10 protein-coding genes are annotated in these 14,044 nt (G+C 46.8%); 8 read left to right on the top strand and 2 right to left on the bottom strand.

From position 1 onward, the window contains the following. Window positions 1–185: 185 nt before the first annotated feature. On the bottom strand, window positions 186–1,418 hold the full coding sequence (locus BMW94_RS06605) for an aminopeptidase (RefSeq protein WP_090996036.1): 1,233 nt from the start codon (window positions 1,416–1,418) through the stop codon (window positions 186–188). Between the two features lie 83 nt (window positions 1,419–1,501). Next, window positions 1,502–2,734: an aminopeptidase gene (locus BMW94_RS06600; RefSeq protein WP_079696003.1), complete on the bottom strand. Its 1,233-nt coding sequence runs from the start codon at window positions 2,732–2,734 to the stop codon at window positions 1,502–1,504. 214 nt (window positions 2,735–2,948) lie between these two features. Between BMW94_RS06600 and BMW94_RS06595 the strand changes: the two genes are divergently transcribed. The 8 genes from BMW94_RS06595 (at window position 2,949) to uraH (ending at window position 14,027) form a co-directional block, all read left to right on the top strand. Continuing rightward, the gene (locus BMW94_RS06595) at window positions 2,949–3,215 is read left to right on the top strand and encodes a hypothetical protein (RefSeq protein ID WP_083678844.1); all 267 of its coding nucleotides are present in this window, start codon (window positions 2,949–2,951) and stop codon (window positions 3,213–3,215) included. 184 nt (window positions 3,216–3,399) lie between these two features. Further along, window positions 3,400–4,209, top strand: a complete 810-nt coding sequence (locus tag BMW94_RS06590; RefSeq protein ID WP_090996033.1) for an MBL fold metallo-hydrolase — start codon at window positions 3,400–3,402, stop codon at window positions 4,207–4,209. A gap of 213 nt (window positions 4,210–4,422) precedes the next feature. After that, on the top strand, window positions 4,423–5,433 hold the full coding sequence (locus BMW94_RS06585) for an aldose 1-epimerase (RefSeq protein WP_090996030.1): 1,011 nt from the start codon (window positions 4,423–4,425) through the stop codon (window positions 5,431–5,433). 226 nt (window positions 5,434–5,659) lie between these two features. Further along, window positions 5,660–7,048: a class II fumarate hydratase gene (gene fumC / locus BMW94_RS06580; protein WP_090996027.1), complete on the top strand. Its 1,389-nt coding sequence runs from the start codon at window positions 5,660–5,662 to the stop codon at window positions 7,046–7,048. A gap of 176 nt (window positions 7,049–7,224) precedes the next feature. Then, window positions 7,225–9,969, top strand: a complete 2,745-nt coding sequence (locus tag BMW94_RS06575) for a CHASE3 domain-containing protein (RefSeq protein WP_090996024.1) — start codon at window positions 7,225–7,227, stop codon at window positions 9,967–9,969. Window positions 9,970–10,225: 256 nt separating this feature from the next. Beyond that, window positions 10,226–11,848 carry a PucR family transcriptional regulator gene (locus tag BMW94_RS06570; RefSeq protein ID WP_090996021.1) on the top strand — a complete coding sequence of 541 codons (1,623 nt, stop codon included), beginning with the start codon at window positions 10,226–10,228 and terminating at the stop codon, window positions 11,846–11,848. Window positions 11,849–12,144: 296 nt separating this feature from the next. Beyond that, complete coding sequence (gene pucL / locus BMW94_RS06565) at window positions 12,145–13,650, top strand: factor-independent urate hydroxylase (RefSeq protein WP_090996015.1); 1,506 nt, start codon at window positions 12,145–12,147, stop codon at window positions 13,648–13,650. Beyond that, the gene (gene uraH / locus BMW94_RS06560) at window positions 13,647–14,027 is read left to right on the top strand and encodes a hydroxyisourate hydrolase (protein ID WP_368086895.1); all 381 of its coding nucleotides are present in this window, start codon (window positions 13,647–13,649) and stop codon (window positions 14,025–14,027) included. The genes pucL and uraH overlap by 4 nt, the downstream gene beginning before the upstream one ends. Window positions 14,028–14,044: the final 17 nt, after the last annotated feature.

Genomic DNA, 14,044 nt, shown 5'->3' with positions numbered 1-14,044 from the left:
CCACAAACATTGGTATCATTTCATTTTACAACATTATATGGAAGCGATACAATGGGAGGTTCGTCCGACAGAAGCAGAAAAAGTATAGCCGAAATAAAGAGAGGCCGTCTCGCTAACCAGTAAATTATGGTCAGTAGGGCGGCCTCTATGTGTTATTTAATAATCGTAGAATAATAGAATCTGGCTTAGAATGCCCAGTCGCCGTTCAGGAAGATAGCTTCACGCTCGCCATTCGCTGTCACGCCGTAAATGTTCGTTTCCGGCGATCCCATCATGAAGTCTACATGAGTAATGCTGGAGTTCATGCCGCGAGCTGCAAGCTCTTCGGTTGACATCGTTTTGCCACCATCGATATTGAAGGCATAGGAACTACCGATAGCGAGGTGACATGAGGCATTTTCATCATATAGCGTTGTGTAATAGAGAATACCGCTTTCCGAGATTGGAGAATGGAAGGGTACCAGAGCGACTTCGCCGAGATAATGCGAGCCTTCATCCATATTGATGAGTCTTTCTAGTGTATCCTGTCCTTCTTCGGCCTGGAAATCAATGATGCGTCCGTCTTTGAACGTAAGAGAGAAGCGATCAATGATACTTCCACCATAACTGAGCGGCTTGGTACTGGACACTTTGCCGTTCACCCCATATTTGGCTGGTGCTGTGAATACTTCCTCTGTCGGGATGTTGGCCACAAAACGAGTGCCTTGTTCATTAATGCTGCCCGCTTGCGCCCAAATGTGCCCTTCAGGAAGATCAACGGTAAGATCGGTTCCCGGTGAGACAAAATGCAGAGCTTTATATTTTTTGCTGTTCAGGGCAACTGCTTTGTGCTCCAAACGCTCAATATGCTGCTCCCAAGCCGCTACAGGATCTTCCAGATCAGCTCTTACAGCAGCAAAAATGGCTTCCCAGAGCTGTTTCATCTGCTCAGCAGGGGCAAGGTCAGGGAATACCTTGGCGGCCCAATCCGGCGAAGGACAGGCTACTCCTGTCCAGCTCATTTTGTCCGCTTGCTGATACTGTCGGTATTTGGACATCGCCTGTCCGTATGTACGCTGGTGGGTGGAAATGCGTTCAGGATCGACGCCTTTCAGCAGGTCCGGGCTGGATGACAATATGGTCAAGAACGCAGCGTTGTTCGCTGCCAGCTCCTCAAGTTCAGCGGCATGCCATTTCGGCGGATCTTGAAAGGAGTCCTCGGGTGCCATTTCAAACCGCAGCCGATTGACAGTTTCGTCTCCATATTTGACGATAACTTTCTTTGCTCCGGCCTCGTAGCCTTTGCGCACCAACAAACGCACGAATTCAGCTGTATCAATCATCGCGCTGATCACGAAGATTTGTCCGGGCTGAACGTTGGCTCCAACTTTTACAGCCAGTTCAGCATAACGATCCAGTTTTTGTTCAAAACTCAACATATCAAGTTCCTCCATATCATGAATTCCCCGCTTACGCAGGAAAAGAGAGGAGTGACCCTCTCTCTCATTTACACCGTTTTAAATTAGAAAGCCCAGTTGCCTTGCAGGAAGATTGGCTCTTCGCTACCTTCGGAAGTGACACCGTGAATGTTCATTTCTCCTGATCCAATCATGAAATCCACATGAGTGAGACTGGAGTTCATCCCATGGCTGATCAATTCATCCTTGGACATCGTTTTGCCGCCTTCCAGACAGAAGGCATAGGCGTTACCGATAGCCAGATGGTTGGATGCATTTTCATCAAAGAGGGTGTTGTAGAACAAAATATTCGTATCCGAAATTGGTGATTGATGTGGAACGAGAGCTACCTCGCCCAGATAATGTGCGCCTTCATCCATTTCAATCAAACTTTTCAATGAATCAAGTCCTTGTTCAGCAGTATAATCGACAATTCGACCATTTTCGAAAGTGATGGAGAAGCCGTCGATCAGGTTGCCACCATAACTCAGTGGCTTAGTGCTGCGAACTGTACCGTTAACGCCGGTTTTCAGTGGAGCGGTGAACACTTCCTCTGTAGGCATATTGGCAACGAAGACGTGTCCCTGCTCATTGATGCTGCCGCCGGATACCCACAGATGACCTTCAGGAAGCTCGATCGTCAGGTCTGTGCCAGGGGCAGTATAATGAAGTTTTTTGTATTTCTTCTCGTTAAGCAGATCTGCGCGGGAGTCGAGATTCAGCAAATGCGTTTTCCATTCTGCGACAGCATCCTTCTCACCAATGCGAACGGTTTTGAAGATGACATCCCACAATTTATCAATTTGCTGCTCAGCCGGAAGATCAGGGAATACTTTGGCTGCCCATTCAGGGGAAGGAACTGCCACAATGGACCAGCTGAATTTGTCTGCCATCTGATAGGAGCGATATTTCTCCATCGCTTTACCGCGAACTTTCTGACTAGTCACGATCCGTTCTTGAGGAACACCGGCAAGCAGGTCCGGATTTTCTGCAATAACATGCAGAATGGCGGCACCTTCTTCTACGAGTTCAGTCATTTCCCCTGCAAACCATTTTGGTTCAATGGAGAAGGATTCCTCTGGTGCGAGATCATAGTGAAGACGTGTAATAACCTCATCACTCCAGTTTACTTTGACCAACTTGGCACCTGTGCCATAAGCGGCTTTGACGATCAGGCGCACAAAATGTGCTGCGGAGATGGGTGCGTTTACCACGAGCGTCTGCCCAGGATGGACATTGACACCCACTTTGACTGCCAGTTCGGCATATTGTTGTAAATTCGTTTCAAAATTGTTCATGCTATTTGTTCCTCCTGTTTGGTATAATGTCGTAGCTGTTTGTTATTATAGTCCTCATTACAAGTATGTAAGGAGTCAGAATGGTTCCCTCATTGAATAAGGTATACGTTGCTACGATATATATTGTACAATTAACCAATAATAATTACCAAACTAGGTTTACCATAAATTATGGAGACCTGGAACTGATGAGAGATTAAAGGAGATAACGATTGTGAATATTGAGATTATTCGTGCAGAGATGCGTCGTGAAGATGAGAAGAATTATGTAGGTAATACGGTTTTTCGTGCAGAAGGCGAAAAGTCGGTTTATGAGATTACGTTTATGAGCAAGAACGGCAAGGATTGGGATTATAGTCTGCATTTCACTGAACAATCCGGTGATGAAGATGAATTGCTGCGTATGGACGAGCTGCTGGAAAATGATGACGATATGTACAATCAGCTGCTTGATGCGGCACTGGACGCTTTCCCGGCATAATAGGACCGAGAGGTTCTTGTTCTAATATGGAATGCAGCTGATTATACTAGACGGTGTATGCCTGAAACAGGGCGTCCACCGTCTATTTTACTGGAAATAAGGAATAGTTACTCCAGAAAAGGGAAGTCTATGACAGATGAATGGAACCAGAGAGACAATCCGCCTGAATGGGAGGTAACCGTGAATGGCATCTGACAATCTGATTACAGCAGGAATGACGGGACTTGAAGAAGTCGCGCACGATATCCTCAGTCTGCGTACACTGTTCGTTAATGTTGTGTTCATCGGGGAGCCTGGAAGCAGGAACTGGGTGCTCGTGGACACTGGAATGGCCAGTTTCACTGATCAGATTCTTCATGTTGCAGCTGAACGCTTTCCTGGTCCACCGTCTGCGATTATTTTGACACATGGTCATTTTGATCATGTAGGGACCGTCATTGAACTGGAACAATTCTGGGGTGTCCCGGTGCATGCACACCCGCTGGAACTGCCTTATTTGACAGGTGTGAAGGATTACCCTCCGGCGGACCCTACTGTAGGTGGCGGTTTGATGGCACGGCTGTCATTTGCTTACCCTAATGAAGCTATTAATCTCGATGATCGGATATTCAGTCTGCCGGATGATCATTCAATCCCAGGTGTTTCTGGATGGGAATGGCTGCATACTCCCGGTCACACACCGGGCCATGTATCGCTATTTCGGAAAGAAGACCGTATCCTGATTGCGGGTGATGCGATCGTCACTGTGAAACAGGAATCGCTCTGGAGTGTGCTGCTTCAGGACAAACAGTTGCACGGTCCACCCGCCTATTTCACAACGGATTGGCAAGCGGCTCATCGATCAGTTCAGCACATTCGACGACTGGAGCCCATAGTTGCTGTTACCGGGCATGGTCATTCCTTAACCGGGGAAATGCTGAGAGATTCGCTGGAGCGGCTCGATCTTGATTTCGAACAGACCGCCGTCCCGGATCACGGCAAATATGTGGAATAATAGAGCCGATGTCCTGCATGGCATTCCAATGAAATCTGGAGTGACTTCATTGCGGCAGCATCAGCGGATGGAGACAGCCACGGAACTTCGTAGCTGTCTTTTTTGTCGTTCCATCATGAATTTGTTCTCTATCATAGATTGGTATTTTGTGCCCGGTCATGATATAGTCGAGCCGTATAATATAACCTTAGTATGCAGGAGGTACATATAACGATGACACAGCACAATGCAGCTTTCGAAGAACAATTTGGAGGTATACCAGCCGTCTGGCTTCGTTTCAATCAATTCGAAGCGGCTGTTATTCCGAGCGTGGGTGCCAACCTTGTCGCTTTCCGTGATACAGAGCAGGGATTCCGTTATTTGCGTGAGCCGGACCAGGAACATATGGACGAGTTTATGGCTGCACCTGCCGTATACGGTATTCCTATTCTTTCCCCACCAAATCGCTATGAGGATGGTCGATTCCCTTGGAACGGCGAAGTCTATCAACTACCTATAAACGAACCAGCTACAGGCAACCATCTGCACGGATTCCTGCATGATGCCGAGTGGAAAGTTGAGGGCTACGGATCTGACGAGCTGGAGAGTTATGTTTTGCTTAGTCAGGAAGTGAAGGAAGGACATATGTTCTACAAATACCTGCCATTCACCTTTACAGTAACGCTCCGTTATTCGCTGAGTAGCCTCGGACTTCAGCAGCAATTGAATGTACGCAATAATGGGAAGGAACGTATGCCGAATTTGTTCGCATTCCATACAGCCATTAGCGTACCTTTTGCACCGGAAAGCCATGCATCCGATTATACGGCCAAAATAACGATTGGTCAGCGTCGTGAATTAAATGAACGCTCTTTGCCTACGGGACAATTTCAACCGCTTACACCAGAGGAAGAGCAATTAAAGGGTGAGGGTGTTAGTCCGTTTTTTGCAGCCATGGACAACCATTACACTGCAGAACCGCAGAATGGGCGAAACTATATGGAGCTTACCGATCATCGTACCGGTGACAAGCTGGTATACGATGTAGGCACGTCATACAAGCACTGGATGATCTGGAATAACAATATGACTGGCGGATTCTTCTGTCCTGAGCCACAGATGAACCTGGTTAATGCCCCGAATGTACAAGGCATTCCTGCTGAAGAGATCGGTCTAATTGGTCTTGAGCCGGGCGAATTATTTGAGCAAACCAGCCGTCTTTATCCGATTAAACCGCAAAAATAAATACTCGGACATTTTGCGTCACGCTTACATTTTTGTCGAAAAGGTGAAAACCGGTCAGGCAATCATGTATAATATGACAAGATACACAAGCTTTGCTCATAAAAGCATTTTGCACATAAAGCCCAAAGGTGACTTCGGAATCAACAGATGCAAGATGCTGTGAAGAAAAGAATGTATACGTATTTTTGTAGAGACCCAAACCATCTTTTTGGAGGAGGAAAAGCAAGTGGAATACCGCATTGAGAGAGATACGTTAGGTGAAATGAAAGTGCCAGCCGACAGGCTGTGGGGAGCTCAGACGCAGCGCAGCAAGGAGAACTTTCCGATCGGTCGCGAGCATATGCCGATGGAAGTTGTACGTGCTCTTGCCATTTTGAAAAAAAGCGCTGCTGCCAGTAACCATAAATTAGGTAAATTGTCCGCTGCCAAAGCGGATGCGATCGCATATGCCGCTGATGAAATTATTGCAGGCCGGATTGATGATCATTTCCCGCTCGTGGTATGGCAGACGGGTAGTGGAACACAGTCCAACATGAACGTAAACGAGGTCATAGCCAATCTGGGTAACCAGCTGCTTGAACAAAAGGGCAAGGAAGAACGTCTGCATCCGAATGATGATGTGAACATGTCCCAAAGCTCTAATGATACATTCCCAACGGCTCTGCATGTTGCAGGCGTACTTGCTGTTGAAGATCAGCTCTTGCCGGCAATCGCGGTGCTGAAAGCCACTTTTGCAGACAAATCGGAACAATTCAAAGATATTATCAAAATTGGACGTACTCATCTTCAGGATGCAACGCCAATTACACTCGGTCAGGAGATCAGCGGCTGGGAAGCGATGCTCGATAAGAGTGAACGCATGATCCGGGATAGTGTTAATTATATGAAAGAACTCGCAATTGGTGGTACAGCTGTAGGAACCGGAATTAATGCACACCCTGACTTTGGGGATTATACAGCTAAGGAAATTGGCAAGCATACGGGCAAGGATTTTGTATCCGCGCCAAACAAATTCCACGCGCTTACAAGTCATGATGAAGTGGTCTACGCTCACGGTGCAGTTAAAGCGCTTGCAGCTGACTTGATGAAAATTGCCAATGATGTTCGCTGGCTGGCTAGCGGTCCACGCAGTGGTCTGGGAGAGATTCGTATTCCAGAGAACGAACCGGGCAGTTCCATTATGCCGGGTAAAGTGAATCCAACCCAGAGCGAAGCGATGACCATGGTGGTTACGCAAGTGATGGGGAACGATGCGGCGATTGGCTTCGCGGCAAGTCAGGGTAACTTCGAGTTGAATGTGTTCAAACCGGTCATTATTTATAACTTCCTGCAATCTGTTCAGCTTCTTGCTGACTCCATCGTTGCATTCAACGATAAATGTGCGGTGGGCATTGAGCCCAACCTCAGTCAGATTGAACACAATCTGAATAACTCGCTTATGCTGGTTACTGCTCTTAATCCGCACATCGGTTATGAGAATGCAGCCAAAATTGCCAAGCTTGCGCATAAGGAAGGACTGTCTCTGAAAGAAGCCACTTTGCAGACAGGTCTGCTTACAGAAGAGCAATTCGATCAGTATGTTGATCCAGCGAAAATGATTGCCCCGAAAGCTTAATCATTCTTTATTCTGCGAACTTCATACCATTAAACAAGCGACCTGCATACGCAGGTCGTTTTTTGCTCGTGAGGTTTGTGAACTAATGCTTGTCAGTCTATACGTATACATATAAACTACATATGCGACTGTTTTTTAATTGATCGGAATTGTTTATTTCATTGGAGGTTTCTGCGTTGTCGAAAAAGAGAAGATTCACGATACGCTCCAAAATATTATTGGGCTATCTAGTGGTTGTATTGTTATTTGGTGCAGTTTTGTTGGTGTTATCTGCCCAAATTGATGCATCGCAGAAGGAAATCGATTTTATCAGCCACCACGACCTGGAAGTGCATAACCTGACCAATGCCATTGAGAAAAATGTTTTGAATATGGAAACCGGACAGCGGGGATACATGATTACCGGGGAAGAAAGTTATTTGGAGCCATACAACCAAGCGTTAACCCAGTGGAACTCCAATTATACCGAACTGTATGAGCTGGTTAGCGATAATCCCTCCCAGCAGAGTACTCTGGAAAGCATCAAAACACATATTGTCCGCTGGATTGATGTTGCCGGATCAGCTTCTGTAGCCCTAAAAAGACAAGGAGATCAGGAGAAGGTTATTGAGTTTTTTCATTCCGATCCGGGGAAAAGCGAAATTGATCTGTTAAGATCTCAGTTCGAGAATTTCCGCAGCACAGAGTTGCGGCTTACGGAGAGCCGGGTGGCCGAGCTCGCAGCGCGAAGCTCCACACTGCTTACGATTATGTACACTTTATGGGCTGCCGTTGCCGGACTATCTGTTGCCGCAGCGTTCGTCATTTCGGGCAATATCGTCAAAACCCTGCGTCAAGTCAAACATACCATCAGCGACATATCTCAAGGCGGCAATCTCACACAGCGTATTATTGTCCGTACACACGATGAGGTCGGTGATTTAGGTAAAGAGACGAACTTATTGCTGGACACGGTACAGGAACAGAATCGACTTAAGGATCAGGTCGCCAATATCGCCACGCTCCTGCAGAACCCGACAAGTCTGGAGGGACTGTCACGGTTGTTCCTAAACCAGGTCGCGATCCTGCTGGAAGCCCCTTATGGGGTGTTATATGCGATGAAAGAGAATCGTCTCATTCGTGTAGCTGCGTATGCAGCAGATGGCGAGAAAGAGCGTTCTCTTGGTAAAGTGTCCGTTGCTCCGGGTGAGGGGTTAGTTGGTCAGAGTGCAATGGAGAAGCGGGTTCTGCAAATGAACGACTTGCCTCAAAATTATATTCGCATCTCATCGGGGCTTGGTGATGCATCAGCTGCATCACTCACGGTAGCCCCGGTGGTATTTGAAGGTAAAACGATAGCTGTAATCGAACTGGCTTCCATGAAGCCAATCGAATCAAAGGAAACAAAGCTGCTAACCGAACTGATCGAAATCTTCGGAGTCTCGCTTCATTCCACTATAACACGCATGGAATTACAGCATTTGTACGATGAATCCCAAGTACTGAACGAAGAATTGCAGACACAATCGGAGAAACTGCAGGCACAGACCGAGGAGATGGTCTCCCAGACAGAAGAATTACATATGCAGACAGAAGAACTGTACATGTTAAATGAGCGTCTGGAACTGCAGAAAAATGCGGCTGAGACCTCTGCCAGTGAACTGGCAGAAGTAGCGGATCAGCTGCGGACAAGCTCTGGTTACAAGTCTGAGTTCCTGGCGAATATGTCACATGAACTGCGTACTCCGCTGAACAGTATGCTCATTCTCTCCGAAATTTTGGCTGAGAACAAGCATCAGCACTTAAACAGTGAAGAACAGAAATATGCTTCGGTGATCCATGCATCAGGCAAGGACCTGTTGAATCTGATTAACGATATTCTAGATCTTTCCAAAGTGGAGGCCGGGGAGATGGAAGTGGACTTGGATGATATCTATCTTGGAAGCCTGCCGGAAGCGATGAATCAATATTTCCTGAAAACGGCGGAGCAAAAAGGAATTGATTTCCGGATTCAGCTTCAAAGCCCTCTGCCGGAAACGATTGTTTCCGACGAGATGCGGTTACACCAGATTTTGCGGAATTTGCTCTCCAATGCATTCAAGTTTACCAATGAAGGTGAAGTGGCCTTAACCATCTCCAGAGTGAGTCTGGCCAATCCTGAAGATAACGGGGCAGAGAAGGATGTTATAGCCTTCTCGGTAAGTGATACCGGGATTGGCATTGCTGAGAACAAACTGCTGCAGATCTTTGATGCGTTCAAGCAGGCAGACGGAGCCACAGCGCGAAAATACGGCGGAACCGGATTGGGACTGTCAATCTCTCAATCCCTCGCCAATTTGTTGGGAGGATCAATCTCAGCAACGAGTCGGGAAGGACAAGGAAGTGTCTTTACTTTATTCCTACCGCTTAGAAGGGAAGAGCCTGAGGTTATGCAGAACCCCGGATTGTTCTTGAACGAGGTTGCCGTGACTGCTCCTGAAATAGACAGTGCTTCAGGAATGAATTCAACCAAAATCGAGATGTTACTGACTCCACTGGAAGAATCATTATTGAATGGTCGGCAGGTTCTCGTTGTCGATGATGATATTCGAAATGTTTATGCCTTGGCTAATGCCCTTGAGCAGTATGACATGAAGGTGATTACAGCTCAGAATGGCTACGAGTGTCTGGAGATGTTAGAGAGCGGAGAAGCGAATCCGGATATTATCTTGATGGATATCATGATGCCAGAGTTGGATGGATATGAGACCACTCGCCAAATCCGTGATAGATTGAATCTCAAGCAGCTCCCTATTATTGCTTTGACTGCCAAAGCCATGAAAGAAGATCGTGATAAATGTATTGCAGCAGGAGCCTCGGATTATATTAGCAAACCGCTCAATATGAAAGAGGTACTCTCCCGGATGAAATTATGGCTTAGTCATGAAACATTGGGAATCTGATCTTTTTCGTTTGTCATTCAACATGTATCAACTCAAAAATAAAACCTATGCCAGTTGCGCAACGATTGCTGCAATTGTGTCATGGGTTTTATTTTTTTCTCATGTAAGCTATTAAAATAAAAATGATGTTATAATACTTAACAACAATCAAGGTTTATTTCAATAAAATGGTTAAAAACAAGTATGGAACCTTTGTTCAATTCCAAATAAGAGATATAAACGGCTTCATGCGTTATATATATGGGAGGTAATGTCCATGCAGCTCACGGTTAAAGAGGCTTTACAGGTATACCCGTTGTCTGAGGCCAGACTGGTTGCAGGTGGGGAAGGGACTTCGCGGATGATGAAATCCGTTAACGTCATGGACGCTCCAGATATAGCGGATTGGATTAAATCCGGAGAACTGCTGTTCACAACCGCATTTATTATGAAAGACAACGAGACGGATGCGCTTCGTCTGATGCGGCGTCTGAACGAACGCGGTTGTGCCGGGCTTGGCATTAAATTGGGCCGCTTCTGGCAGGCTATTCCGCAAGGGATTATCGAGGAAGCAGATCGGCTGCGGTTACCGCTGCTGGAACTGCCGTTTCAGTTTACATTTTCCGACCAGATGAATGCGTTATTTAAGGCTGAACATGAACGCAGCAATCGGTTACTGCATGAGGTGGTGCAAAAACAGAAAAAATTGATGCAGTTTGCCTTGCAGCAGCAACCGCATCGGAATGTATTTGCCGAACTAGCAACCGTGTTGAATTATCCGCTTGCGGTTATTGGCTCCCGCGGCCATGTGCTGTATGGAAGCGAAGGCATAGCGGGAGATGCAGTAGTACAGGGTTGGCCCTGGAAATCCGTCATGCACCGGGTGAAATGGAATCAGGGAAGCTGCCACCGGGTACCCATTAAGCAGAATGATGAAGAATACGGATTTTTGCTCGTCTTCACAGACTCGGCGCTGTCACTTAGAGCGGAGGAAGAATTGTTTCAGCAGGCTGCGGATGTCCTGGCATTCTATATGGATATGACCTATCGAGAACACATTAATCCCACCGTTCAGGATGAGATGCGTACACTGCTAACCCAATATCTAGATAACAAAATGACGGTAGCTGAACTCACCAAGCTCAGCGAGAATAAAGGCGTTCATCTGTTCCAAGGGACTTATCAATGCGTGTTGATCACGCTGGAACCGTCTGTTTTTGCAGAAGGAAAGCTGCTGAAGCAGATCCACCGCGAGTTGCAGTACAATCCGCTTATGCAATTCACGGCCTCACAGCATTTTCAGATCGAAGATGGCATACTCTCCATCTATACCTGTCCAACAGGACGGGATTATGGAGAGGAGCTATCAGCCTTCCTGCTGAATCGGTTCGGGGATGTTCTTGCAGCACAGGAAGCTAAGGGAGCATCTGCACCGCGGTTCTGGATCAGCAAAATGAAACATGAGCCAAAGTCGCTGCGTGAAGCCTATCAGGAATGTTTGGATACTCGTCAACTGGCTCGCCGATTCGGTATGAAGGATCGGGCTCTCCAGTTTGAGATGCTGGAATTCGCCTATGTATTCCAACATGTTCCGGATCATATTATGGAGAATTACTGCAATAAAGTACTTGAGCCTTTACTGGCCAGGGACGGCGATCCCAATCAGGTACTGATGAATACGCTGGAATCTTTTATCGAGAATGATGGACTCATTAACGAAGCAGCGAAGCAGCTGTTTGTGCATCGGAACACCGTTACCTATCGGATGGAGAAAGTCGGAAGTTTGCTGCAAATGGATTTTAAGAAGACTAATGATCTGTTGAAATTAAAGCTCGTGTTCACCTTCCGCAAGTTTGTGCGGGATAAAACTACGGCAAGGCCGTATTCGCAGCATCATTAATCGGAAGAGTGGGCCCATTTAATACGTAAATACTTTCATGATCATAATCATATTCAGAACAAATGTTGTGCAGCATGACAATGAAGCAGGCATGTCAGATAAAACCGTATTTCCCTTGAGGAAGTACGGTTTTTTTCGCTTTTCATTACATTTGAACAACCGAATCCCGTGCATTGCTAACAAATCACATAACTGATGTTATGTTATATTACAAATTTGCGTAAATAATGTTGTCGCAGTGCGCTGAGGCACTTAAAATGAAGAACAACAATCCACAGAAGACCGGAGGTTCTAACATGGGCGACTTCATTAAACTCGTTAACAGCTGGTCTATCACACAGTTCGTGCATACGTTTGGTGGACTATTCGAAGAATCACCTTGGGTGGCGGAGCGTTCCTGGCCTTCGCGGCCATTTGACTCTTTTGAACACATGATGAATGTGATGATAAACGTAGTGCAGACATCTGATGAAAAGGTCCAGTTGCAGTTGCTTTGCAATCACCCGGATCTCGGGGCGCGGATCAGCATGAGCAGCAATTCCGTTCAGGAACAGGCTGGTGCAGGGCTGAATTCACTTTCGGCGGAGCAATATAACGAACTTAATAAGTTAAATAAAGAATATACAAGCCAATTTGGCTTTCCTTTTATATTGGCCGTGAAAGGTCACACAGCTCAGTCCATCCTGGAGTCCATGCGGAGGCGCAATCAGAGGGGAAGAGAGGAAGAATTCCAGACTGCTTTGAAGGAAGTGTTCAAAATTGCTTCCATTCGATTGGAGCAGTGGCTGGTGCAGGTTGGTCATGAACATGAATTTGAATTTAATCCCTCCGACGTAAAGCAGCGGACCATGTATTACGGCAAAGGGGATGTATGGATGTACCGTTCATATGCCAAACCTTTGACGGGTATTCAGGCGATCCCGGAATCTCCATTTACCGGACGCAATAATATCCTGTTCGGATTAAACATTAAAGTAGCCGTACAAGGCGACGAATTTTTGCCTTCTTTTATCGAAGGAGATAACTCTCGCGTAATTGCAACGGATTTAATGAAGAATTTCATCCTAAAACATGCTGCGGATTACTACGGAGCTACGGTGGAAGGTTTTCTCGCTGACGTCAGCCGACGTTTTCTGGAGACATATCCGCAGATGACCAAAGTCCAGATGACGGCAGATCAGATACCTTTTGAAGATGTGCCTGTTCGCAGAGAGGGAAGCCTTCGTGCAAGCGATCTGGTATTCCGTTATTCCCAGAATGATCGGGCGACGGCTGCCATTGAAGCGCAGCGAAAAGGAAACCAGGTCGAGCTGAGCAATCATTTCAGTGGTGTTGCAGATATCAGACTGATCAAGGTCAAAGGCAGTGAATTTGCCGGTTTTGTCAAGGATGAGTACACCACCTTACCCGAGACATGGGACCGTCCACTGTTCATTTTCCTGAATATCAATTGGCGTTACGAAGACCCGAGAGATGGCATGGACGATCAGCGCGGACGTTATGTAGCGGCGGAGCAGGTAAGAGATGTTGCTGCAGCTGTGTTCCATGCGTGTCGTTCGGCATCCATTCAGCATCTGATTTATCAGATTGGTTTAAGGCTCTTGCGTCGATTTGGACAGCTCAGTGAGGTTTCATTCGAATCCAACAATCGGACATGGGAAACGGTGCTGGAGGAAGTAAAAGAAGGAGAGGGCAAAGTATTCACCGAGGCCAGACCTCCTTATGGGTTCCAAGGCTTTTCAATGACAAGAGATGATCTAGAGGTTGACTATAGGGGCTCGAAGAGAGAAGGAGAGGCATGATGTCGGTGGCTGGAGGACGGATTACTACGCATGTGCTGGATACTTCCAAGGGCGTTCCGGCCGCAGGCGTGCGGGTTGAACTTTTTGTATTACACAGAGATGGCGAGAAGGAAAGCAAAATGAAAGTTGCTGAATCGGTGACTAATAGCGATGGCCGTCTGGATGCTCCGTTGCTTGAAGGCGGGAAGCTTGAGCAAGCGGTCTACGAGCTTCATTTCAACGTTGAGGGGTATTACGCACAGCGATCTCTTGAAGAATTGGGGCAGGCGTTATGGACGGTTGTACCGATTCGGTTTGCCGTATCCGATGCTTCAAGTCACTATCACATTCCTTTGTTGATTGCGCCAGGAGGTTACAGTACATACCGGGGAAGCTGAAATATACGAATCCGGTT

This window comes from Paenibacillus sp. OK003, assembly GCF_900109515.1.
Lineage (GTDB): Bacteria > Bacillota > Bacilli > Paenibacillales > Paenibacillaceae > Paenibacillus > Paenibacillus marchantiae.
The sequence above is the reverse complement of the archived record's forward strand: the minus strand, read 5'-3'. Positions and strand labels throughout refer to the sequence as shown.

Coding starts and splice junctions, on each gene's coding strand:
- BMW94_RS06605 (WP_090996036.1), bottom strand. CDS start 1,418: ATGTTGAGTTTTGAACAAAAACTGGATCGTTATGCTGAACTGGCTGTA.
- BMW94_RS06600 (WP_079696003.1), bottom strand. CDS start 2,734: ATGAACAATTTTGAAACGAATTTACAACAATATGCCGAACTGGCAGTC.
- BMW94_RS06590 (WP_090996033.1), top strand. CDS start 3,400: ATGGCATCTGACAATCTGATTACAGCAGGAATGACGGGACTTGAAGAA.
- BMW94_RS06585 (WP_090996030.1), top strand. CDS start 4,423: ATGACACAGCACAATGCAGCTTTCGAAGAACAATTTGGAGGTATACCA.
- BMW94_RS06570 (WP_090996021.1), top strand. CDS start 10,226: ATGCAGCTCACGGTTAAAGAGGCTTTACAGGTATACCCGTTGTCTGAG.
- pucL (WP_090996015.1), top strand. CDS start 12,145: ATGGGCGACTTCATTAAACTCGTTAACAGCTGGTCTATCACACAGTTC.
- uraH (WP_368086895.1), top strand. CDS start 13,647: ATGATGTCGGTGGCTGGAGGACGGATTACTACGCATGTGCTGGATACT.